The following is a 23,343-nucleotide window of genomic DNA, read 5'->3' as shown; positions in this document are numbered from 1 at the left end:
AAGGAAAGCCAGATGAGCCATCTGCTCGACCGATTGAACTTCTTCCAGTCCAGACAGCTGGACACCTTCTCGGAAGGCCACGGCCAGACGACGCGCGAAGACCGCGGCTGGGAAGAGACCTACCGGAACCGCTGGCGCCACGACAAGGTCGTGCGCTCCACCCACGGGGTCAACTGCACGGGCTCCTGCTCGTGGAAGATCTACGTCAAGTCCGGGATCGTCACCTGGGAAACCCAGCAGACCGACTATCCCCGCACCCGGCCGGATCTGCCGAACCATGAGCCGCGCGGCTGTGCGCGCGGTGCTTCCTACAGCTGGTATCTCTACTCGGCCAACCGGGTGAAGAACCCGCTGATCCGGGGCCGCCTGATGCGCGCCTGGCGGGATCTGCGCAAGACCATGAGCCCCGTTGCAGCCTGGACGAAGCTGCAGCAGGACCCGGTGCTGCGGGTAAGCTATGTCACCACGCGCGGCAAGGGCGGCTTCGTGCGGGCCTCCTGGGACGAGGCGACGGAGATCATCGCCGCCGCCAATGCCTATACCGCAAAGACCTGGGGCCCGGACCGGATCTTCGGCTTCTCGCCGATCCCGGCCATGTCCATGGTCAGCTATGCCGCCGGCTCGCGCTATCTGAGCCTTTTGGGTGGCACCTGCATGTCCTTCTACGACTGGTACTGCGACCTGCCGCCCGCCAGCCCCATGACCTGGGGCGAGCAGACGGACGTGCCGGAATCGGCCGACTGGTACAATGCCGGCTTCCTGCTGCTGTGGGGCTCCAACGTGCCGCAGACCCGCACGCCGGATGCGCACTTCTACACGGAGGCCCGCTACCGCGGTGCGAAGTCTGCGGTTATCTGCCCGGATTACTCGGAAGCGGCCAAGTTCGGTGACGTGTGGCTTGCGCCCAAGCAGGGCACGGATTCTGCGCTCGCCATGGCCATGGGCCACGTCATCCTGCGCGAGTTCCATCTGGACCGGCAGGCGGAGTATTTCGAGGATTATGCCCGCAAATACACCGACATGCCGATGCTGGTGCGGCTGGAGGAAAAGGACGGGCGGCTGATCCCCGGCCGGTTCCTGCGCGCCGATGACTTCGACGGCAAGCTGGGCGAGACCAACAATCCGGACTGGAAGACGGTCGCCTATGACCGCAAGTCCGGCCGGATGGTCGTGCCGAATGGCTCCATCGGCTTCCGCTGGGGCGAAACGGGCGTCTGGAACCTCGAGGAACGGGCCCAGGGCGAAGACACGGACCTGCGCCTGTCCTTCGTGCTGGAAGAGGACCAGGATGATGTGGTCAGCGTCGACTTCCCCTATTTCGGCGGCAAGGCCAGCGGGCCTTTCGAGGTCTGCCAGCATCCGGATGTGCTGACCCGCGCGATTCCGGTGAAGCGGCTGAAGCTGGCGGATGGCGAGGCGCTGGTGGCGACGGTGTTCGACCTGTTCTGCGCCAATTACAGCCTTGACCGTGGCCTTGGCGGCAGCTGGGCAACCTCCTCCTATGACGAGGACATGCCCTGCACCCCGGCCTGGGCCGAGCGCATCACCGGTGTGCCGCGCGACAAGATCATCCATGTGGCGCGGGAGTTTGCCCGCAATGCGGAGAAGACCCGTGGCAAGTCCATGGTCATTCTCGGGGCCGGTCTCAATCACTGGTACCACATGGACATGAACTACCGCGGCATCATCAACATGCTGGTGATGTGCGGTTGCGTCGGCCAGTCCGGCGGCGGCTGGTCGCATTATGTGGGGCAGGAGAAGCTGCGTCCGCAGACCGGCTGGGCACCGCTTGCCTTCGCGCTCGACTGGGCCCGCCCGCCGCGCCACATGAACTCCACCTCCGCCTGGTATGCCCATACGGACCAGTGGCGCTACGAGACGGTGACGGCCTCCGAAATCCTCTCGCCCACGGCACCTGAGGGTGACTGGAATGTCAGCCTCATCGACTACAACATCCGCGCCGAGCGGATGGGCTGGCTGCCATCCGCCCCGCAGCTGAAGCAGAACCCGCTGGAGGTGGGCCGTGCTGCCAGGGCGGAAGGCATGGAGGCAAAGGACTATGTGGCGCGCGGCCTCAAGGATGGCTCGCTGCAGATGTCCTGCGAGGACCCGGATGCCCCGGAGAACTGGCCGCGCAACCTCTTCGTCTGGCGCTCCAACCTGCTGGGTTCCAGCGGCAAGGGGCACGAGTATTTCCTCAAGCACCTTCTGGGCACCGATCACGGCGTGCTCGGCAAGGATCTGGGCGAGGAAGGCGGCGTCAAGCCGGTGGAAGCCGTCTGGCACGGCGAGGCGCCAAAGGGCAAACTCGACCTCCTCGTCTGCATCGACTTCCGCATGTCGACGACGGCGGTCTATTCCGACATCGTGCTGCCGACGGCCTCCTGGTACGAGAAGGACGATCTGAACACCTCGGACATGCACCCCTTCATCCATCCGCTGCAGGCAGCGGTGGACCCGGCCTATGAAAGCCGCTCCGACTGGGAAATCTTCAAGTCCATCGCGAAGCAATTCCAGGAGGTCGCGCCGGAGGTTCTCGGCAAGGAAACCGATGTGGTGGCCCTGCCGCTGCTGCATGACACGGCGGCGGAACTTGCCCAGACCGATGTGCGGGACTGGAAGAAAGGCGAATGTGATCTCATCCCCGGCAGGACGGCTCCGGCCTATATCGCTGTGGAACGTGACTATACCGCCATCCACGACCGCTTCACCGCCCTTGGCCCCCTCATGGAAAAGGTGGGCAACGGCGGCAAGGGCATTGCCTGGGATACCAAGCACGAGGTGCATCACCTCAAGGCGCTGAACGGCGAGCACCGGGACGGCACGGCCAAGGGCCTTGCCCGCATCGACACCGCCATCGACGCCTGCGAGGTGATCCTGATGCTGGCGCCGGAGACCAATGGCGAAGTGGCCGTGAAGGCCTGGGACGCCCTGTCCAAGGCCACTGGCCGCGAGCATGCGCATCTGGCGGCGAAGAAGGAAGACGAGAAGATCCGCTTCCGCGACATCGCCGCCCAGCCGCGCAAGATCATCTCCTCGCCCACCTGGTCGGGCATCGAGAGCGAGGAGGTCTGCTACAACGCCGGCTATACCAACGTGCATGAGCTGATCCCCTGGCGCACGCTGACCGGCCGTCAGCAGCTCTATCAGGATCACCTGTGGATGCGCGCCTTCGGTGAGGGCTTCTGCCAGTACCGGCCGCCGGTGGACCTGAAGACCATCACCCCGGAGGTGAATGACAGCGCCCGCGATGGCCGGCCGCATATCGTGCTGAACTTCATCACGCCGCATCAGAAGTGGGGCATCCACTCCACCTATTCCGACAACCTGCTGATGCTGACGCTGAACCGCGGCGGCCCGGTGGTCTGGCTGTCGGAGCGCGATGCGAAGAAGGCGGGCATCGCCGACAATGACTGGGTCGAGGTCTACAACTCGAACGGGGCGCTGACGGCCCGTGCGGTCGTCTCCCAGCGCATGAAGGACGGCACGCTCTTCATGTATCACGCCCAGGAGAAGATCGTGAACACGCCGGGCTCGGAGAAGACCGGCCTGCGCGGCGGCATCCATAACTCGGTCACCCGCGCCACGCTCAAGCCCACCCACATGATCGGCGGCTACGCCCAGCAGAGCTACGGCTTCAACTACTACGGCACCGTCGGCTCGAACCGGGACGAGTTCGTCATCGTCCGCAAGATGAACAAGGTCGACTGGCTTGACGAACCCGCCAGCGCAACCGCCATCCACAAGGAGGCTGCGGAATGAAAATTCGCGCTCAAATCGGCATGGTGCTGAACCTCGACAAGTGCATCGGGTGCCACACCTGTTCCGTCACCTGCAAGAACGTCTGGACCACCCGCGATGGCGTCGAATACGCCTGGTTCAACAACGTGGAAACCAAGCCCGGCACCGGTTATCCGACCGACTGGGAAAACCAGAAGCGCTGGAACGGCGGCTGGACCCGCAGCCGCTCCGGCAAGCTGCAGCCGAAGCAGGGGGCGAAGTGGCGCATCCTCGCCAATATCTTCGCCAATCCGGACCTGCCGGAGATCGATGACTATTACGAGCCCTTCGACTTCGACTACGACCACCTGAAGTCCGCGCCGGAAATGAAGGCCTTCCCCACCGCCCGCCCGCGTTCGAAGATCACCGGCGAGCGGATGGAGAAGATCGAGAAGGGGCCGAACTGGGAGGAAATCCTCGGCGGCGAATTCTCCAAGCGCAGCAAGGACTACAATTTCGAGGGCGTGCAGAAGGAGATCTACGGCGAGTACGAGAACACCTTCATGATGTATCTGCCGCGCCTGTGCGAGCATTGCCTCAATCCGGCCTGTGCAGCTTCGTGCCCCTCGGGCGCGATCTACAAGCGCGAGGAAGACGGCATCGTCCTGATCGATCAGGAAAAGTGCCGGGGCTGGCGCATGTGCGTCTCCGGCTGCCCCTACAAGAAGGTCTATTACAACTGGTCCACCGGCAAGTCGGAGAAGTGCACCCTGTGCTATCCGCGCATCGAAAGCGGCAATCCGACCATCTGCTCGGAAACCTGCGTCGGCCGCATCCGCTACATCGGTGTGATGCTCTATGACGCGGACCGCATCCTTGAAGCAGCTTCCGTGGAGAACGAGCAGGATCTCTACGACGCCCAGCTGGGCGTCTTCCTTGATCCCAATGACCCGGCGGTGATCGCCGAAGCGCGCAAGGCGGGCATTCCGGAGGACTGGATCAAGGCTGCGCAGGAAAGTCCGGTTTGGAAGATGGCGATGGACTGGAAGGTGGCCTTCCCGCTCCACCCAGAATACCGCACCCTGCCGATGGTCTGGTACATCCCGCCGCTCTCGCCGATCCAGAACGCCGCTCAGGCCGGCAAGATCGGCACGGATGGCGAAATGCCGGACGTGCGCTCCCTGCGTATCCCCGTGCGCTACCTCGCCAACATGCTGACGGCAGGTGACGAGGCGCCGGTGGTGCAGGCACTGGAGCGGATGCTGGCCATGCGCGCCTACATGCGGGCCAAGACCATCGACGGCATCATCGATGAGGGCATCGCGGAAAAGGTGGGCCTCTCCGCCGCCATGATCGAGGACATGTACAAGATCATGGCCATCGCCGATTACGAGGACCGTTTCGTCATCCCCACCACCCACCGCGAACAGGTGGAAGAGGCCTATGACCTCAAGGGCGGCTGCGGCTTCACCGATGGCAACGGCTGCTCCACGGGCATCTCGAAGACCTCGCTCTTCGGCGCGTCCAAGCGCCCCTTGCGCATGCCGGAGGAGGTGCAATGATGGACCGTTCCCTGAAAGCCCTCTCGCTGCTCCTGACCTATCCCTCCACGGAGCTTCAGGCAGCAATGCCCGAGATCACAGCGGTTCTGGTGGCAGACAGCCGCCTCACCGCCCTTGCCCGGCGCCAGCTCGCCGCCCTGTGCGGCGGACTGGCAGAGGGTGACATCTACGATCTGCAGGAGACCTATGTCGGGCTCTTCGACCGCAGCCGCAGCCTGTCGCTGAACCTGTTCGAGCATGTGCACGGCGAAAGCCGGGACCGGGGCAGCGCCATGGTGGATCTGCTGGAGACCTACCGGGCTGGCGGCTTCGAGCCGGTGACGGGCGAACTGCCCGATCACCTGCCGGTTCTGCTGGAGTTCCTGGCGGCCCAGCCTGCTGCGGAAGCACGCGCTATCCTAGCTGATGCCGCTCCGATCCTGGCGGTGCTGCAGCGCCGCCTGTCGGGCCGCGAAAGCCCCTATGCAGCCGTCTTTGCCGCGCTTGAGGCCCTCTCCGGCACGGCCGCAGCGGAAGGCGCCGTCGAGGCGCTGATGGCGGCGCCCGAGGATGACCCGCAGGATCTCGCAGCCCTTGATGCGGTCTGGGAGGAAACGCAGGTCACCTTCGGCCCGGACCCCAATGCAGGCTGTCCGCAGGTCCGCGACATGCTCTCCCGTATGGATCAACCGGCCCGGCCCGCAGCGGCTGGTGCTGCCGGATGATGGAGGCTCACATGCACAATTTTGTCTTCGGCATCTTTCCCTATATCGCCCTGTCGGTGCTCGTCATTGGCTCTATCGCCCGCTATGAGCGCGATCCCTTCACCTGGAAAAGCTCGTCCAGCCAGCTTCTGCGCCGCAGGCAGCTGGTCATCGGTTCGGTGCTGTTCCATGTGGGCGTGCTGGTCATCTTCTTCGGCCATCTCTTCGGCCTGCTGACGCCGATCTGGATCTTTGATGCGCTCGGCATCAGCCACGGCGCCAAGCAGATCCTGGCCGTGGTGGCCGGTGGTGTGGCTGGTGTCATGGCGCTTGCAGGCGGCCTGATGCTGCTGCACCGGCGGCTGATGGACCCGCGCATCGCCGCCAATTCCAGCTTTGCCGACACGGGCATCCTGATCCTGCTCATGGCCCAGCTGCTGCTGGGGCTTGGCACCATCTTCGTCTCGCTGCAGCATCTGGACGGGCACGAAATGACGAAGTTCATGGCCTGGGCGCAGGGCATCTTCACCTTCGAGGCGAATGCTGCGGCTCACATTTCGGATGTGAACTGGATCTTCAAGCTGCATCTGGCGCTGGGGCTGACCATCTTCCTGCTCTTCCCCTTCACCCGCCTGGTGCACATGCTGTCCGCGCCGGTGCGCTATCTGTGGCGGCCGGGCTATCAGGTGGTGCGCTCGCGCCGCCAGTCCGCCCATGTGCCGGGAGAGTGACCATGGCCAGCGTTGCCACCCCCGTCATCACGGTCAACGGAACCGTCATTCCCGCCAGCCGCATTGCGGCTGAAGCGCAGAACCATCCGGCCGCCTCAGGGCGTCCGGGAGATGCCTGGCGCGCCGCCGCAAGGGCGCTCGCCATCCGCCAGCTGCTGCTGGACGAAGCCCTGCGGCGCGGTGTCGCCGCCGAGCCGGAAGATCTTGGCGGTGCCCGCCGCGAAACGGAGGAAGAGGCCCGCATCCGTGCCCTTCTCGACGTGGCGCTGGAGGTAACCCCGCCATCCGAAGCCGAAGTGATGGCCGAATGGCAGGCGCATCCGGAGCGTTACCGCTCGCCGGATCTCTGGGATGCCTCCCATATCCTGTGTGCTGCTGCTCCCTCCGATGCCAAGGCGCGGGCGGCGGCGGAAGACCGGGCCGGGCAGATCCTCGCCCGGCTGGAGCGCGAACCGGAGGCCTTCGCTGTGCTGGCGCGGAGCGAAAGCGACTGCGGTTCGCGTGAGGCGGGCGGCGCCCTGGGTCAGATCTTCACCGGCCAGATGGTGCCGGAGTTCGAGGCAGCGCTTGCTGCTGTGCCCGAGGGCGGTCTGTCGCGGGAGCCGGTGGCGAGCCGTTTCGGCTTTCACATCATCAAGGTCCATGCCCATGCACCGGGCCAGCCTCTGCCCTTTGCCACGGTCCGGCCTGTCATCGCAGAAGCGCTGGAGCGGGCGGCCTGGGCACGGGCCTCGCGCGATCTCGTTGCGCAGCTTGTCGGCGCGGCGCGGATCGAAGGCATTGCCATGGAGGAAAGCTGATGGGCCAGTCCGAACCTCTCCCGCCTGCCGGCAGTCACGGGAATGGCTGCGGTTGCTGCGGCGGGTCAGCTCACCCTCCGGCCGTGGCGCTGGAGGCGCTGATGGCGCGCAACCGGGTCTGGTCGGCCCAGCGGCAGGCGGCGGAGCCGGGCTACTTTGCCCGCCTCGCCAGCCATCAGGCGCCCGAGTTCTTCTGGATCGGCTGTTCCGACAGCCGCGTTCCGGCCAATGTGGTGGCGGGACTTGATCCGGGCGAGGTTTTCGTCCACCGCAACGTTGCCAATGTGGTTCATTCCTCCGACATGAACCTCCTGAGCACGCTGGAATTTGCCGTGGAAGCCCTGTCGATCCGCCAGATCATCATCTGCGGCCACTATGGCTGCGGCGGCGTGCGGGCGGCGACGGAGGACTTGCCGCATGGACTTGCCGATCACTGGCTGGAGCCAGTCCGGCGGCTGGAGCGGCTGCATGCGCTGGATCTTGCCTGCGAGCCTGACTTGGCCGCCCGGCGCGACCGGCTGGCGGAATATAACGTCATCGAGGGCGTGCGCCGCGTTGCCGAAACTCCGATCCTGCAGCGGGCCTGGGCCCGGGGCGAGGATATCGCCATCCATGGCCTGATCTATGATCTGTCGGACGGGCTCTTGCGCGATCTTCACTGCTCCATGGCCCGCCCGCAGCAGGTTGCCTTGCAGGCCGCCGCACATGAGATATCGCCATGAAGGAGGCCGTAATGGATTTTCCGCTCGCCTATATCCTCGCAGAAGAAGCCGGGTCCGTTGACCCGGTTCTGCTGGAAGCCTCTGTCCGCCTCAAAGCGGCAGGGGTGAGGCTTGCCGGAACGGTGGCCCTGCCGTCCGCTGCGGAGGCTGGCCATCCGTGCGAAACGGACCTGCTGGTGCTGCCCGATGGGCCGCAGATCTGCATCTCGCAGCAATTGGGCCGCCATTCGCGTGGCTGCCGGCTGGACCCGGCGGCGCTGGAAGAGGCGGTGATGCAGGTGCAGCTCTCCTGTGCCGAAGGGCCAGCCGGGGTCTTCCTGCTCAACAAGTTCGGCAGGCAGGAAGGGGAGGGCAGGGGCTTCCGCGATCTTATCGCCGAGCACCTGGCGGCAGGCCGGCCGGTCGTCACCGGCATCAATGGGCTCAACCTGCCAGCCTTTGAGGCCTTCGCCGAAGGCCTTGCCACGCGGCTGCCCTGCGAGGTTGAGGCGGTGGTGAGCTGGGTTCTCTCCGTCTCTGGCGAGGCGCAGCTTAGCGGCGCCGCCCTGGAGCCGGCCTGAGGCCGGAGGCAATCAGGACTGATCCGGTTAGCCCGCCGATGCGCGTGTGAAGACCGGGTGGCGTCGCCGGGCTGAGCTGCGTCAGCTCAGATTGACGAGGCTCGCCTGCGGCATGGCCGCCAGCGCGGTATCAATCTCCTGCCGTGTCATCAGGCAGAAGGCGGTGGAGAGCGCATCGGCAAGGGCCGCTGCCGGGGCGGTGACGCTGACCTGCGTCCAGCCCTGCCGGGCGGGCAGGCCGCTGCGCGGGTCAAGAATATGTCCCGTGGTGCCTGCCTGATCAAAGGTGGTGCCCAGCGGTGCGGATGTGGCGAGCGCCCGGTCCCGCAGCCTGTGCGATCCCCGCCCGCCTGCCAGCGTCACGTCCCAGTCCCCGCCGCCGGGTTGTCCGCCGAGTGCGCGGATTTCGCCGGTGTCGATCAGAATGCCCGTGAGGCCTGCAGCGCTCAGCCATGCCGCGATCCGGTCGGCGATATAGCCCTGGGCGATGCCGTTGAGGGTGAGGCCGGCGCCCTTGCGGGTCAGGCGTATGGCATCTGCCTCCAGCTCCACCAGCGGCCAGCCGGTGAGGGCAAGGCGCTCTGCCAGTTCGTCTGCATCTGGTGTCTTGCCTTCAACCGAGGCCTGCGCATAGGCGGCCCAGAGCGGCTGCACCGTGGGGTCGAAGGCGCCCTCCGTCGCCCGCCAAACCGCACCTGTGATGCTCAGGCATTCCAGCAGCTCCGGCGCCGGGTCCCTCAGGATGCTGTCACGGTTGAGGCGGGAAAGGGCGCTGCCGGACCGGTAGAGGCTGAAGATGTTCTCCAGCCGGTTCAGTTCCGCCTCGATGCCCGCGAACAGGCTGTCTGCCTGCGGATGGGCCAGCGTGATGCGGGCGGCGCTGCCAAGCGCCGTGCCGCGCCAGGTGCTGACCGGCATGGGCGAGGCTGCAGCCAGCGCCGGATGTGCCGCAAGGGTGGCAGCGGACACAGCGCTGGCGGAGATGGTGAGAAAGCGGCGGCGTGACAGGGCGGTCATGATCCCGTTTCCTTCAGTTCAGCGTTGCATTTTCCGGCGGCAGGAAATTGCCGTCCGCGTCCGTCGCAAATTCCACCGGCGCCAGAATTTCTTCGTCCGGGATATCCTTGAGCGTCACCAGCTGACCGCCATGCCCGGCCGCAAAGGCTTGCGCCTTCTCGCGGCTGGCAAAGGGCACCAGTTCCGGCGCGCCCATGCCGCCCTGCACCGTGGCGCCGGTGACATAGATGGCGGCATCAGCGGCGATCCAGTTGTCCGCGCCCGGCTCGTCCCAGCTTTCGGCCTTGCCCATGTCGCTCACATAGATGGCGGTGATGACGCCGCTCTGCTCTGGCATGCGCTGATAGGCGATGGCATCGCGCACCTGACTGAAGAACAGCGGCTTGCCGTCCATGCCCGCCAGATGCACCTGCGCCTTGGGGCCCGGGTGCTCCAGCAGGTTCATCTGGCAATAATGGCCGAGCGAGGCAGCCGTCATCGCCACCGGCTCCGGCCGCTGGGTGGCGGCTTCCGGCTGGCAGGCCGCCAGAAGCAGGGCGAGCGGCAGAAGGGCAAATTGCAGGCGCGGGCGGGAACATGTCTGGCGGGAACATGTCTGGCGGGTCATGGGGTGATCCTCCGGAAGGCGGCGATGGCCGCGGCAAAGGCGGCCAAGGCCCAGAGCACGAGGGAGAGAAGCGGCTGGGCCGGGGGAATGGCGTCCGCAGCCCCGCTGATGCCGGAGGCGGCGGCGGTGGCCTCGGATGCTGCGAGATTGAACAGCCGGAAGGCGTCGGCGGGGTTTGCCAGCAGCGCCAGCGGGAAGATGCGGGTGGTGAAATAGCCGCCGCCGTCTGCGGCAACACCGGCCAGCAGTGCCAGATCGTAGAGCACGATCATGACGAGCCACAGGGCGATGACCAGCGAGGCCGCCGTGCCGGGCCGCCGGGCCAGTGCGGACACCGTGTAACCGGCGCCGAGGAACACTGCGCCCAGCAGCAGCGATGTCCATGTCAGCCGCCACAGGGCGGGAAGGCCTCGCACGGCGTCCGCTCCGCCGGAAAAGGCCATGGCGGCGGCGATGCCGTAGCCCGCAACAACGGCAAGCGCTAGGATGACGAGATGGGCGGCGAACTTGCCTGCCACCAGCTGCCAGCGCTTGACCGGATAGGCGAGCACCAGGGCTAGCGTGCCGCGCTCCACCTCTCCGGCAATCGCGTCAAAGGACATGAGCAGGGCGATCAGCGGCACCAGATAGACGCCGAGCGAGGTGAGGCTGGCGACGGTGACGCTGAGCCTGTCCGCGCCCAGCTCCCCCATCGGGGCGGAGCCTGCCGCCGAGAGAACGGCGGCAAAGAGCACCATGATGGCCATGGCGACCGCGACCCAGCGGTTGCGCAGGGCTATGCGGAATTCCGCCGAAGCGGCGGCGAGAAGGCGGCTCATCCTTCGCCCCTCTTGCTGAAATGGGTGTAGATGTCCTCAAGGCTGGGCGGGATGATCTCGACATCCTCGACAAGCGCGCCCAGTTCCGACACCGCCCGCAGCACCGCGAGCTTGCGCTCCGGCGCGCAGGCCAGATCGAGCCGTGCGCCGCCGGTCGCTGCTGCGGCGCTCATCTCCCCATCCGCCAGCCTTTCAGCCAGCGCAGCCGTGACCGCGTCCCGCTGGCCGGGCGCAAGGGTGAGGTGGAAGCGCACCGGCAGGCGGGCGGAGAGCCGCAGGGCCGCCAGCGTGTCATGGGCCATCAGCCGCCCTTGCGACAGGATGGCGATCCGGTCCGTCCGCGCTTCGACTTCGGTCAGGGCGTGGGAGGAATGGAGGATGGCCGTGCCTTCCCGTGCCAGCTCGTCCAGGATGGCGTAGAACTCCTGCCGTGACAGCGGGTCAAGTCCGCTGGTCGGTTCGTCCAGCACCATCAGCTGCGGCCACCCGATCAGCGCCTGCGCCAGGCCGACACGCTGGCGCATACCCTTGGAATAGGTGCCGATGCGCCGGTTCATTGCATGCGCCAGCCCCACCCGCTCCAGCAGGGCAGGGGCCTTGGCGGCCGGCTCGCCGCGCAGGCGCAGATAGAGGCTGATCTGCTCGCGCCCGGTCAGTGCCGGATGAAAGGCGGCGTTCTCCGGCAGATAGGCCGTCACCTCCCGCGCCTCCTGGCTGCCGGGGCGGTGGCCATTGACCGTCACCGTGCCGCTGTCTGCAGGCAGCAGCCCGAGCACGATCTTCATCAGGGTCGATTTGCCCGCGCCATTGTGGCCGATCAGGGCCACCCGCTCGCCCCGCGCCACGCCGAGACCGGCGGCGGCAAGGGCGGTCAAGGACCCGAAGGTCTTAGTGAGCTGCGAGATCTTCAGGATCGTCATCGGCTTGCTGTCTCTGGCTTGCGGCTTCAAGCGCGCGCTGTTCGAGCGCGGCGTTTTCTGCGCTCACGGGAATGGAAAAGGGCCGGGTCAGCGGCGCACTGTCGGTGACACCGCCGGGCAGAATGGCGGGGAAGGATTCCTGGCTCCAGCGCACCAGCTGCACAGCCGGGGAGCCGAGCAGCAGCTTGGCGGCCGGCTGGGACCAGAGGATGTGATCCATCAGGTCATTGGGGCGGAACACGCTGTCGGCGATGCCGTCGCCGTTGAGGTCAAAGGCAGTGTGGTCGGACCAGTAGTTGCCCCGTCCCGCTTCGCTCCATTCCACATACCGCGTGCCGACATATTTCACCTGATTGCGGTTGCCGATGAAGGCATTGCCGGTGATGACGTTGCGCTCCGATCCGGCGGTGAAGTGGATGCCTGTCTCGCAGCCTTCAAAGCGGTTGCCGGAAATGCGGTTCTTGTGGGCGTTGTAGATGAAGGTGCATTTCTCGGCCCGTCCGCCGCGCACCAGATTGCCGGAGACAACCGCATTGTTGGCATAGTTCAGCATCAGCCCGTGGCGCCGGTCGGCCAGCGACTGGTTGTCCGTCACGGTGATCCTGTTGGAGAACATCAGCGCAAAGCCGAGCGTGTTGCCGATGGAGACATTGCCCGAGATCTCGCTGTTGTTGGTGTACATGTAATGGACCGCAAAGCGCAGGTCCCGCATGCGGTTGTTGCGGAAGATGTTCTGCTTCGAGGCATTGGCGAAGATGCCGTCCCGCCCCCAGCGGATGTCATTGCCTTCCACGACGGTGCCCGGTGCATTCCAGACATAGATGCCGTTACCCCGGTCATTGACGCGCCCGCTCTGCCGTCCGTCGATCCGGTTGCCGGTGACAAGGCTGTCCGCCGCGCCATGCAGGGTGATGCCGTGCAGATTGCCCATCAGATGATTGTTCGCGATCCGGGCGTTGCTGGCGGTTCTGGCCACGAAAATGCCGCTGCTGATTGCCGTGGCATCATCGCCCGAGCCGCTGATGGCAAGGCCTGTGACCGTCACATCCGGGCCTGTGATGGTGACCGTGTTGCCGGTGCCGTCGCCGGTGAGGCGGGCGCCTGGCTTGCCTTGCAGCGTCAGGGGGAAGTCCAGCGTGACTGGGCCGGGATGGTCTCCCGGCTCCAGCACGAGGATATCGCCGGGGCTGGCCCCGGCGATTGCCTGCGCCAGCGCGCCCGGCACGGGCGCAACCTGCCGCGTTTCCGCTGCCGCCGGAAGGGCGGCAGCGAGACAGAACGCCAGCAGGAGGAGTGCCGGGACGCGCTGCATCTCAGGCTTCCTTCGGTTCGACGAACATGCGGCCGCGCATTTCCATGTGCAGCGCATGACAGAACCACTGGCAGTAGTACCAGTAGACACCCGGCTTGGCGGCGGTGAAGGTCACCGATGCGGTCGCCTGCGGCGCCACTTCCATGGCGATACCGTGGTCCCCCAGGCAGAAGCCGTGGGTCAGATCCTCGATGTCGTCCATGTTGGTCACATAGACGGTCACCTCGTCACCTTCCTTCACGGTGAAGCTTTCCAGGCTGAAGGCCGGGGCGACCGAGTGCATGTAGACGCGCACCTTGTTGCCGTCGCGGATCACGTCGGCGGCGTAGTCGATGTCCACGCCATCGGCCTCGGCCTGCTTGCGGGCATCTTCCCAGAAGGGGTCGTTGCGGTCCCACACATGCACCGGGTTCACCACGGAGCGGTGCACGACGATGGAGTCATGCGGCTCGGCGAAGGTCGGCCCGTCATGAAGCAGCGTCAGCTTGTCGCCATCGATGGCAAAGAGCTGCTCGTTCTCCGGCTTCAGCGGCCCCACATTGATGTAGCGGTCCTTGGAGAACTTGTTCATCGACATGAAGTACTTGCCGTCCGCCTCAAGGGTCTCGCCCATGGTGGTGGAGTTGTGGCCCGGCTGGTAGTGCACATCCGTCTTGGAGATGATCGGGTCAACCTTCTCGCCGGCAAAGGCACGCACGGCCTTTTCGATGTTCCAGTAGACCACCTGGCTGTCGAGGAAGAGCGTCGTATAGGCGTTGCCCTTGCCGTCGAAGGCGGTGTGGAGCGGCCCGAGGCCCAGTTCCGGTTCGGCCACCACCGCCGAGCGCGGATCGGCGTCCGTCTCGAACAGGGCGTCCAGCTTGCGCACATCGATCACCGAGACGGTCGGAGACAGCTTGCCGCCGATGCACAGGTGGATCTTGTCCGGGGCCATGTTGCAGCCATGCGGATTGTTCGGGATCGGGATGTAGCGGGTGTACTTCTTGTTCTTGCCCTTGCGGCCGTCGATGACCTTGACGCCGTTCAGCTCGGTATAGTCGCCGGCAGCGATGCCCTTTTCGATCTCGGCCAGATTGAACACCACCACATGGTCGCGGTCGGAGGCGGTCATTTCCGCCAGAGTGGTGCCCATTTCGGAGTTGTAGGAGGTCGAGAAGGCGTATTTGCCGTCATAATCGGCATCGGTGTTGTCGAGGTTGCCGGTCACCATCACCTGCCAGGCGATGGTCATGTCGTCCGCATTGATGGCGGTATAGAAGTTCACGTACTGGGACGGATCATCGAGGATCTTGCCATCGTTGACCATCGGGCCCTCGTCTTCGCCATTGCAGAAGACATAGTTGGTGCGCGGCCACTTCTGCGGGCGCAGGCCGTGGATGGCCTTGGCATTGGGGATCTCGATGATCTTGTCGGCCCGCATCACGTCGCAGCGCACGCGGGCAACGCGGGTGTTGGCCTTGTCGTTCATGAACAGGAAGCGGCCGTCATACTTGCCCTCGGTGAAGGACATGTGGACGTGGTGCAGGTCGCCGTTGTCGTGGATCTTCTTGCCGTTGGCGGCGAGGAACTTCTTCGTCTTCTCGGTCATGTTCTCGGTCAGGACCTTGAGCGACTCGTTCGTCTGGCCCCAGCCGGTGGCCGAGCAGCGGTTGAACACCGGCACGCGGATCAGCTCGCGCATGGACGGAATGCCCAGGATGCGCAGCTCGCCCGTCTGGCCGGAGGACCAGAAGCCGTAATATTCGTCGAGTTCACCCGGCGCGACATGGCCGGAGGCAGCGCCGCTGCTGCTTCCGGAGGCGGCTGCCGCTTCGCCGGTGCTGGTCAGCAGCGCGCCGGTGCCGCCGGCCGTCAGGGCAATGCCCCCTACCGCCACGGATCCCAGGGCCGCGCCGCCCGCGGCGGTGGCGCCCATCAGCTGGCGGCGTGTGAGGCCGCCGGTTTCATTCGTATCAGACATGTGCTTGTCCTTTTTGCTGGCTTGGCGTGTTGATCACGGGCTTGTGGCCCTCGGACGGGGCCGGGCGTTCGCCCGTGCCGGCCGCTGCCCGCCGCTTCAGCTTGCGCATGACGACGGGGCATCTCGTTTCGGACTGGTAGAGCACCTGGCAATTCATGCAGTTGACGCATTCATTGGGGTTGATCTCACCGGTCGGATGAATGGCCTGCACCGGGCAGGTGTTGGCGCAGGTTTGGCAGGGGTTGCCGCACTCGTGGTAGCGCTTCAGCCAGTCGAACATCCGGACACGGGCCGGAATGGCGAGGGCGGCGCCCAGCGGGCACAGGTAGCGGCAGTAGAAACGCTCGACGAACAGCCCGGCCACCAGCAGCGTGCCGGCATAAAGGACAAAGGGCCAGCCGCGCGCGAATTTCAGCACGATGGCGGTCTTGAACGGCTCGATCTCCGCCAGATGCTCGGCCTGTTCCAGCGAGGCGAGGGAGACGCCGAACAGGCCGAGGAAGACGATGTATTTCACCGCCCACAGCCGCTCGTGCAGGCCACAGGGCAGGGTGATCTGCGGCACGCGGAAGGCACGGGCAATGCGGTTGGTCAGCTCCTGCAGCGCGCCGAAGGGGCACAGCCAGCCGCAATAGGCGCCCCGGCCCCAGAAGATCAGCGCGGCGGCCACCGAGAACCACAGGATGAAGGTCAGCGGATCGAGCAGGAACGCTTCCCAGGTGAAACCGGACTTCACCGAGGCGGCCAGCGCGAAGATGTTGACCACCGACAGCTGCGCATTGGCGTACCAGCCGAGGAACACCAGCGTCACGGTGAGGAAGCTCATCCGGAACCAGTGCGTCACCCGCGCCGACCGGGTGAGGAAGGTCTGGAAGAAGAAGGCAAAGGTCAGTACCGCCAGCATGATGGTGACACCGGCGATTTCCAGCGTCTTGCCGCGCCAGATGCGCTGCCACAGCTGCGCCTTGGCGCTGGCTTCGTCATCAAGGCCTGCCAGCGGCGTATCTGCGGCTACGGGCGTTGACGCTTCCGGGGCTTCCGCAGGTGCGGGGCTCAGCGTCTTGATGAAGGCCGCCGGGGGCTGCCAGCCGAGATCAAAGGTGGTGAACAGCTTTTCGATCGGCCCCACATTGCGCTGGACCAGAAGCTGGATGCGGAAGGGCTCGGCCGGATTGAAGCCGGAGTCCGCCGGAATGCGGAAGATGTCGCGCTCGCTCAGCTCCGGCGCCCCGGCAAGAGCCAGCGGGCCTGCACGCTTGTGGTCCCTGTCGCGGAAGCGGACGGACATGTCGCCCTGGATCAGATGCACCCGGTCGAAGATGCCGCCGCGCACATAGCCCGAGCCCTTGAAGGAATAGCGGCCTCTGGCGGTCAGCAGCAGCGCGCTGTCCCCCGGCTTCAGCCAGGCATCGATGGCGGCCTTCTCGCCGGGCTCCAGCAGGCTTTCGCCAATGCCGGGAATGCTGACGAGCGTGGCATAGAGGTCGATAAAGGTGGCATCCGCCGGGCCCTCCTCCGGGCGCTCCGCGGCGCGCTGATCCGGCAGGGCGGCAAAGGCGGCATTGACCTGTCCCACGTCCAGCGACAGGCGGCGGAGGGTGCCGTCTCCTGTTTGCGTCAGCCAGTCGTCAGCCGCTTTCACTTCCGGATCGATGACACGCAGCGGGCCTGCGGCGGGGGCTTCGGTGGAAAGCCCGCCGAGGCCGAGGCTGCGGGCCACCTTGATGCTGGCGCGCACGACGGAATCGTCGATCACCATCACCGTGACTGTGGCGCCGGAAATGATCTTGAGGTCGTGGCTGGAGCCGCCGGATGCAGCTTCCTTTGCGATATCGAGGCCCTTGTAGCCCTCGATCAGCTCCACCATCCGCGCTTCGGGAATGCCGACCAGGACGATGGGCTCGGAATGCTTGAGAAGCTTCACGCCCTTCAGCAGCCCATCGGTGCCGATAGCCACCATCACGTGGATGGGCTTGCCGGAATAGCCTGTGGTGCCGGCAAAGTCGGAGGTGACGAAAGCATAGGCGATCGTCTGTCCACTGCGCAGCACGGGCGCGGCGGCAAGATCCGGCCGGACAGGGCCAAAGGCATCTGCCCCTTCCACCAGCGAGGCCGGGGTGACCTGCGGCAGGAAATGGGAAAGCTGTGAGCTGTCCTTGATCTGTTGGGCCGTCACCGGCCCGGCCGGTGTGATCAGGAGCAGGAAGGCGGTCAGCAGTCCGGCGAGCAGGGTGCGGACGAATGAGGGAGGGGCCGCAGGGGAGGTGCGGAAGCGCAAGTCTGTCATCGGCCTGTCCTTGGCGGTGCGCGCTGGGAGGCGCGCGTCAGCACCGAACCGGGTGCAAACGCGGCGGCCCATGCGGGCGCGGGCTGGCTGGAGGCGGGGGCGGGAAGGGAAAAGACCGCAGGCGGGTTTCCTGCCGAAGAAGAACACTGGGTGCAGCCGAGGCATTGGCCGTCGCAGCAGGGTGCCGGGTGGCTGGTTTTCGCGTCTTCGTCCAGCACCTGCCCGTGCTCATCCATCCTGACGATGCGCATGCCATCGTCGGTGCAGATGACGAATTCGATGACCTCGGCACTTTGGCCCGTATGGGGCACCCCGGCCTTTGCGCCCATGCCAAAGCCCGTCAGCACTGCCACGGCCACCAGCAGGCAGGCGAGCAGGACGGAAAAGACGGGCCGGGGGACACGGGTGTTCATAGCCCGAGTTAGGTCAACCGGGCTCGAGAGTTCTTTGATTCTCGTCAATCAGATTTGAAAAAATCAATCGAGTTGATTCTTTCATGTTTCTGAATGTTCGTGTTTCTGACGCTTGCGCCGGTCCGCTGGCTTGCAAGCGTCTATTCAGTCCGGGGCGTTTGATAGCGCCGGAGGAAGCGCGTGTCGGTGTGATGCTTCCAGAGCCGCACCCAGCGGCCGGATACGGCAAGGCCCCATTTGTCGGCAATCGCCCGCCCGTCCGGAAGGGAGATGAGTGCGAGCCAGGCGCGCTGAGGGCGGTAGGGCTTCAGCGGTGTGCCCGTGAGGCTGCGGTGGATGTTCTGCGCCAGTACAGGGCCCTGCCGGACGGCAAAGACCCCGGCCTTTGGCCTCGGTTCGGGCAGGGAGGCGGCATCTCCGGCGGCGAAGACATCGGGATGCGAGACAGACCGCAGCGTGGCGTCCACCCGGATGAAGCCGGCCGCATCGAGGGCAAGTCCGCTGCCTTGCAGCCAGCCAGGTGCTCCGCTGGAGGTGGCCCAGACCACCTCATCGGCCGCAAGCTGCCTGCCGTCGCCCGCCGTCAGCCGGCCATCTGAAAAGGCAATGGCATCAAAATCCGGATGATGGCTGATCCCGGCCCTGTGCAGCTCTCGTTCCACCATCCGCTGTGCAAGTTTGCTGCGCTCCGGCAAAGGGCGGTGCGAGCGTCCGGCCAGTGCGATCTGCACCCCGCGATGGGCGAAGCGCTGCTGCAGGGAAAAGGCCAGTTCAACACCTGCCACCCCTTGGCCAACCACCGCGATCCGCAGCGGCGCTTCAGCGCTCGCGGCCAGTGCGTCCAGCTGCGCCAGTGCCTGCGTGAAGCGGGAAATCGGCTTCACCGGTATGCCGCCGGACAGGCCTTGCGGGAGCTGGGGCGTTGAGCCTGTGTCGATGGACAGGAGGCTGTACTCAAGGGTGCCTCCGTCCGCAAGCGTCACCGTCCTTGCTGCGGGATCGATGCCGGTGGCGGCGGTTTCAAGGAACGTCACACCGCAGCGCCCGCACAGGTCCGCCAGATCGATATGGAAATCCTCGAAGCGGTACTCTCCGGCGGCATAGCCGGGCAGCATGCCGGAATAGGGCGTGTGGCGGGCCGGAGACACGAGCGTGACCTTGCGGGGCAGGCGCATGCCGCCCAGATGGCGGATGACCTCCACATGGGCGTGGCCGCCGCCGAGAAGCACAATCGGGGCGGGTTCGGGTGCTGCGTCAGGCATCCAGGGCTCCCGTTTGGCCAAGGCGGTCAGACCATTCATTTCCGCCTCAGCCTCGGCCTGCGCTGTGCTTGCGGATCAGCTTCACCAGTGTGGGAAGAAGGGCAAATGCGGCCAGCAGGAAAAAGGCGAGGGTGATCTCGCGCGTCACCAGATCGGAGAGTTGCGCCTCACGGCCGGATGCCTTTGCGGCCACAAGCACGCTGTCCACGCCCTGACCCAAATAGGCATAGGCGAAGGTGCCGGGCAAAATCCCGAAGAACGTCGCCGCTACGAACCGGCCAAGGCTGATGTCAAAAAGGGCGGCGGCTATGTTGACCATGAAGAACGGGAAGACCGGGGCAAGGCGGATGGCGAAGAGATAGCCGAAGGCATTTTCCCGAAAGCCGTCCGCCAGCGTCTTCATGACGCCTTTGACCCTGTGGCGCAGGAAGCCGCCGAAGGCCGACCGTGTTGCGAGGAAGAGAAGCGAGGCGCCAATCGTTGCACCGGCGGCGACCAGCGCGCCCCCCGCCAGCCAGCCAAAAAGAAAACCGCCGAACACGGTCAGGATCGATGCTGCTGGAAAGGAAAAGGCGACGGCGAGAATATAGACCGTCAGGAACAGGGCGGCAGACCACAGCATATGGGCCTCCACATAGGCTCTGAGCGCCGCCCGCTGCCCGGCAAGATAGTCAAGGCTCAGATAGTCCTGCAGTCCGAGCGCATAGCCGGTCACGAGGCCCGCCACAACCAGCACGGCAGGTCCGAAGCGCCATGGGCTGCGCTGCGCGGGCGGCTGCTGCGTGTCTGTGCGGGGTTCGCTCATGGTTCCCTGTCTGTGCGGGTATATCTTTGCCCTGCCATATTGCGCAAAGCCATCCGTCCGTGTGGTCACTATGGCTTGATCAATGCCACCCACGAGCCCCCGGCGGAAGCTCTTTGCATCACTGTCCGGGTTGAGAGAAGGCAACCCAGCCCTGCCGCCAGCGGATGAGCGTGGTGAGGCCGCAGAGGGCGGCAAAGCCATAGGCGATCACGGCAAAATGGCCGGGAAACAGGCACATGGCGGCAAAGACGGCGATTGTCTCGAAGCCCTCGGCAAGGCCCCCGGCATAGTAGATGCCTTTGGTGGGGAATTCCGGCGCCTTGCGCCCGCGCTTTGCCGCAACAGCCGAGAAGGCCAGAAAGGACGAGCCGGTGCCGACGAAGGACACAATCAGCACGGCAGCGGGCAGGGCATGGTCCTGCGGTGCCTGAATGGCAAAGCCGAGCGGGATCAGCGCATAGAAGACCATATCCAGCGCAATATCGAGATAGGCGCCCCGGTCCGTGGGGCCGTGAATGCGCGCCACGGCCCCGTCCAGCCCGTCGAGCAGGCGGTTCAGCAGGATGAACAGCAGAGCCGGCAGCCATTGTCCGAAGCAAAGTGCGGCAAAGGCGCCTAGCCCGGCGAGGAAGCCGGTGATGCTGAGCCTGTCTGCACTGACGCCCCGGCGGGCGAGAAATCCGGCCAGAGGCTGCAGGGCAGCGCGTTGCAGGGGCAGAAGCCGGGCGTCGATCATCCGCGTCTCCAGCGGTGGAAGCGTTCCAGAACGGACAGCAGGAAGCCGTTGATATGGTTGCGCCGCCACTGGCCCGCCGCCATCTTTCCGGCCTCTGCCAGCGTTGGATAGATATGGATCGTGCCGAGGATCTTGCCGAGGCCATGCCCGTGCTTCATCGCAAAGACGAATTCCGCCAGCAGATCACCGGCATGTTCCCCGGCAATGGTGACGCCGAGGATCCTGTCCTTGCCGGGCGCCGTCAGCACCTTGACGAAGCCATGGGCCGAACCGTCGGCAATGGCGCGGTCGAGATCATCCAGCCCGTAGCGCGTCACCTCATAGGGAATGTTCTGCGCCTTTGCCTCGGCCTCGGACAGACCCACGCGGGCCACTTCCGGGTCGGTGAAGGTTGCCCGGGGAATGATGCCGTAATCGGCCTTGAGGCGCTTGAAGTCCCCGAACAGGGCATTGATGGCCGCAAACCAGGCCTGATGTCCGGCCACATGGGTGAATTGATAAGGGCCTGCCACGTCTCCCGCCGCCAGAATGCTGGGGTGGAGCGTCTGGAGATAGTCATTGGTCTCCACCACCCGGTCCGCCCGGATGCCGAGCTCCTCCAGCCCGAAACCCTTGAGACGCGGGGCGCGGCCCACGGCGACGATCAGCTCGTCAAAGATGACGCGCCTTGTGCCGCCTGCGTTCTCCACCTCGATCCATTTTTCCCCGTTGTCCGCCACGCCGCAGGCTGCTGCCCTGTGGCCGGTCAGAACCGTTACGCCATCGGCTTGCAGCGATGCCGTGACGAGGGCGCTTGCATCCTCGTCCTCGCGCATCATCAGGCGGGGCGCCATTTCGATCTGCGTTACGGCAGAGCCGAGCCGGGCAAAGCTTTGGGCCAGCTCGCAGCCGATGGGCCCGCCGCCAAGCACGGCAAGGCGCTTTGGTGCCTCAGCCCTGCCACGCAGCTTCTCCCACAGGGTGTCGGAGGTGAGATAGCCGGTTGTGTCGAGCCCGGGGATGGGCGGCACGAAGGGCTGTGCGCCGGTGGCAAGGATGATGGCGCGCGCCGTCAGGCGCTGTGTTCCGCCGCCGTTCAGGGCGATCTCTACCGTCCAAGGGTCCACAAGCCTTGCATAGCCTTGCAGCACCTCGACGCCAAGGCTGGTGTAGCGCTCGATGCTGTCATGGGGCTCAATCGCGGCAATCACCTGATGCACGCGTTCCATCACACGGGCAAAGGGGACCTTGGGCTCCACCGCTTCAAGGCCGTAACGGTCTGCGTGGCGCATCTGATGCGCGGCTTTTGCGCTCCGGATCAGCGCCTTCGAGGGCACGCAGCCGAAATTGAGGCAATCGCCCCCCATCTTGTGCGCCTCGACAAGCGTGACCTTCGCCTTTGCCGCTGCCGCAATATAGGAAGACACCAGCCCGGCGGCCCCTGCGCCAATCACGATCAGGTTGCGGTCGAACCGCTTCGGCTTCGTCCAGCCGCTCCTGGCTGCCTCTGTCTCCTTGCCAGCCAATGCCATGAAGATCCTTCAAAAAATGCGGCGCTCGAAGCCCGGGCCAGCCACAATTCTATCAGGGTTTTCGGGGCCGTTGCATCACGTCTTGGTATTCAGTCGCAGCGGACACTCATGCCGCCGTCGACGATGATCTCTGTGCCGGTGATAAAGCGCGCTTCGTCCGAGGCGAGGAAGAGCGCCGCATTTGCGGTGTCGCGCCCATCGCCCATCCAGCCCATGGGGATCCTTTTGAGGCGCGATTGCAGCAGCGCATCGACATCGCCCCCCATGCGCTGTCCTGCCAGCCGTGTCTCGACCATCGGCGTGTGCAACTGTCCGGGCACGACCGTGTTGACACGGATACCCTTTGGCGCGAATTCGACGGCGGTGACGCGTGAAAACTGGATGATCGCAGCCTTGGCAGCGGCGTAAGCGGCCTGCGGGGAGCCCGTGTAACGTATCCCTGAGGTGGAGGATGTGTTGATGATCGAGCCGGACCCTTGCGCCACCATATGCGGCAGAACGGCCTTGCAGGTGAGGAAGACCGATTTCAGGTTCACATCCAGCTGACGGTGCCAGGTGGCTTCGTCCAGTTCTACCGCTCCTCCCTTGGCGGAGCCGCCGACATTGTTCACCAGAATGTCCACCCGGCCGAAACGGGCGATGCAGGCTTCGACCATGTCGAGCACTGCGCTCTGGCTGGTAACATCGCAAAGATAGGGCTCGATCTCGCCGCCAGCCTCACGGGTGCGGGCGAGCGTTTCCTCCATCGTTTCCGGCTTCAGATCGACGGCGAAGATCTTCGCACCTTCTTCGGCAAAGCGCACACATGCCGCTCGCCCATTGCCCCAGCCTGGGCCAACGCAGCCTGCGCCCGTGATGATCGCGACCTTGTTCTCCAGACGTCTTGCCATGTCAGTCTCCTCCCTTGTTTCCTTGTG

The 23,343-nt window shown here is 65.3% G+C and carries 20 protein-coding genes; 7 read left to right on the top strand and 13 right to left on the bottom strand.

All coding sequences use genetic code 11. The features are described 5' to 3' along the window. Positions 1-12: 12 nt before the first annotated feature. The 7 genes from ACVNHC_RS11105 to ACVNHC_RS11075 all read left to right on the top strand — a co-directional run bounded on the left by ACVNHC_RS11105 (position 13) and on the right by ACVNHC_RS11075 (position 8,778). Positions 13-3,762 carry a nitrate reductase subunit alpha gene (locus tag ACVNHC_RS11105; protein WP_457167293.1) on the top strand — a complete coding sequence of 1,250 codons (3,750 nt, stop codon included), beginning with the start codon at positions 13-15 and terminating at the stop codon, positions 3,760-3,762. Further along, the gene (narH, locus tag ACVNHC_RS11100) at positions 3,759-5,282 is read left to right on the top strand and encodes a nitrate reductase subunit beta (RefSeq protein ID WP_026355996.1); all 1,524 of its coding nucleotides are present in this window, start codon (positions 3,759-3,761) and stop codon (positions 5,280-5,282) included. Before ACVNHC_RS11105 ends, narH begins: the two co-directional genes overlap by 4 nt. Next, positions 5,279-5,986 (top strand): nitrate reductase molybdenum cofactor assembly chaperone, encoded by a 708-nt coding sequence (narJ, locus tag ACVNHC_RS11095; RefSeq protein WP_457167292.1) that lies wholly within the window; start codon positions 5,279-5,281, stop codon positions 5,984-5,986. Before narH ends, narJ begins: the two co-directional genes overlap by 4 nt. After that, a complete protein-coding gene (gene narI / locus ACVNHC_RS11090) occupies positions 5,986-6,696 on the top strand; it encodes a respiratory nitrate reductase subunit gamma (RefSeq protein WP_209004970.1) in 711 nt (236 codons plus the stop codon). The genes narJ and narI overlap by 1 nt, the downstream gene beginning before the upstream one ends. Positions 6,697-6,698: 2 nt before the next feature. Further along, entirely contained in the window at positions 6,699-7,496 is a 798-nt protein-coding gene (locus tag ACVNHC_RS11085; RefSeq protein ID WP_457167291.1) for a peptidylprolyl isomerase, read from the top strand. Between the two features lie 101 nt (positions 7,497-7,597). Then, positions 7,598-8,218, top strand: coding sequence for a carbonic anhydrase (locus tag ACVNHC_RS11080; protein ID WP_457167290.1), 621 nt, complete (start codon positions 7,598-7,600; stop codon positions 8,216-8,218). An 11-nt stretch (positions 8,219-8,229) separates the two neighbouring features. Beyond that, positions 8,230-8,778 carry a DUF2478 domain-containing protein gene (locus ACVNHC_RS11075; RefSeq protein ID WP_457167289.1) on the top strand — a complete coding sequence of 183 codons (549 nt, stop codon included), beginning with the start codon at positions 8,230-8,232 and terminating at the stop codon, positions 8,776-8,778. Positions 8,779-8,859: 81 nt separating this feature from the next. Here the strand turns inward: ACVNHC_RS11075 and ACVNHC_RS11070 are convergent, their stop codons facing one another. From ACVNHC_RS11070 to ACVNHC_RS11010, 13 genes are all read right to left on the bottom strand, one after another. Continuing rightward, a complete protein-coding gene (locus ACVNHC_RS11070) occupies positions 8,860-9,795 on the bottom strand; it encodes an FAD:protein FMN transferase (RefSeq protein WP_457167288.1) in 936 nt (311 codons plus the stop codon). Positions 9,796-9,808: 13 nt separating this feature from the next. Beyond that, positions 9,809-10,402 (bottom strand): nitrous oxide reductase accessory protein NosL, encoded by a 594-nt coding sequence (locus ACVNHC_RS11065; protein ID WP_457167287.1) that lies wholly within the window; start codon positions 10,400-10,402, stop codon positions 9,809-9,811. Further along, positions 10,399-11,220 (bottom strand): ABC transporter permease, encoded by an 822-nt coding sequence (locus tag ACVNHC_RS11060; RefSeq protein WP_123195004.1) that lies wholly within the window; start codon positions 11,218-11,220, stop codon positions 10,399-10,401. Before ACVNHC_RS11060 ends, ACVNHC_RS11065 begins: the two co-directional genes overlap by 4 nt. Beyond that, on the bottom strand, positions 11,217-12,140 hold the full coding sequence (locus tag ACVNHC_RS11055; protein ID WP_457167286.1) for an ABC transporter ATP-binding protein: 924 nt from the start codon (positions 12,138-12,140) through the stop codon (positions 11,217-11,219). The genes ACVNHC_RS11060 and ACVNHC_RS11055 overlap by 4 nt, the downstream gene beginning before the upstream one ends. Then, positions 12,109-13,452 carry a nitrous oxide reductase family maturation protein NosD gene (locus tag ACVNHC_RS11050; protein WP_457167285.1) on the bottom strand — a complete coding sequence of 448 codons (1,344 nt, stop codon included), beginning with the start codon at positions 13,450-13,452 and terminating at the stop codon, positions 12,109-12,111. Before ACVNHC_RS11050 ends, ACVNHC_RS11055 begins: the two co-directional genes overlap by 32 nt. A 1-nt stretch (position 13,453) precedes the next feature. Continuing rightward, the gene (gene nosZ, locus ACVNHC_RS11045; protein ID WP_058899009.1) at positions 13,454-15,412 is read right to left on the bottom strand and encodes a TAT-dependent nitrous-oxide reductase; all 1,959 of its coding nucleotides are present in this window, start codon (positions 15,410-15,412) and stop codon (positions 13,454-13,456) included. After that, positions 15,405-17,699: a 4Fe-4S binding protein gene (locus tag ACVNHC_RS11040; protein ID WP_457167284.1), complete on the bottom strand. Its 2,295-nt coding sequence runs from the start codon at positions 17,697-17,699 to the stop codon at positions 15,405-15,407. The genes nosZ and ACVNHC_RS11040 overlap by 8 nt, the downstream gene beginning before the upstream one ends. Continuing rightward, complete coding sequence (locus ACVNHC_RS11035; protein WP_457167283.1) at positions 17,696-18,112, bottom strand: hypothetical protein; 417 nt, start codon at positions 18,110-18,112, stop codon at positions 17,696-17,698. The genes ACVNHC_RS11040 and ACVNHC_RS11035 overlap by 4 nt, the downstream gene beginning before the upstream one ends. Before the next feature lie 140 nt (positions 18,113-18,252). After that, positions 18,253-19,374, bottom strand: coding sequence for an FAD-dependent oxidoreductase (locus ACVNHC_RS11030; RefSeq protein ID WP_457167282.1), 1,122 nt, complete (start codon positions 19,372-19,374; stop codon positions 18,253-18,255). A 46-nt stretch (positions 19,375-19,420) separates the two neighbouring features. Then, the gene (locus tag ACVNHC_RS11025; RefSeq protein ID WP_457167281.1) at positions 19,421-20,179 is read right to left on the bottom strand and encodes a TVP38/TMEM64 family protein; all 759 of its coding nucleotides are present in this window, start codon (positions 20,177-20,179) and stop codon (positions 19,421-19,423) included. Between the two features lie 118 nt (positions 20,180-20,297). After that, positions 20,298-20,915, bottom strand: coding sequence for a CDP-alcohol phosphatidyltransferase family protein (locus tag ACVNHC_RS11020; protein WP_457167280.1), 618 nt, complete (start codon positions 20,913-20,915; stop codon positions 20,298-20,300). Next, positions 20,912-22,426 (bottom strand): dihydrolipoyl dehydrogenase family protein, encoded by a 1,515-nt coding sequence (locus ACVNHC_RS11015; RefSeq protein ID WP_457167279.1) that lies wholly within the window; start codon positions 22,424-22,426, stop codon positions 20,912-20,914. Before ACVNHC_RS11015 ends, ACVNHC_RS11020 begins: the two co-directional genes overlap by 4 nt. A gap of 89 nt (positions 22,427-22,515) precedes the next feature. Beyond that, the gene (locus ACVNHC_RS11010; RefSeq protein ID WP_457167278.1) at positions 22,516-23,316 is read right to left on the bottom strand and encodes an SDR family NAD(P)-dependent oxidoreductase; all 801 of its coding nucleotides are present in this window, start codon (positions 23,314-23,316) and stop codon (positions 22,516-22,518) included. Positions 23,317-23,343: the final 27 nt, after the last annotated feature.

The sequence above is a fragment of the Pannonibacter sp. Q-1 genome (genome assembly GCF_054073275.1).
This window is presented reverse-complemented; position numbering and strand designations above follow the sequence as displayed.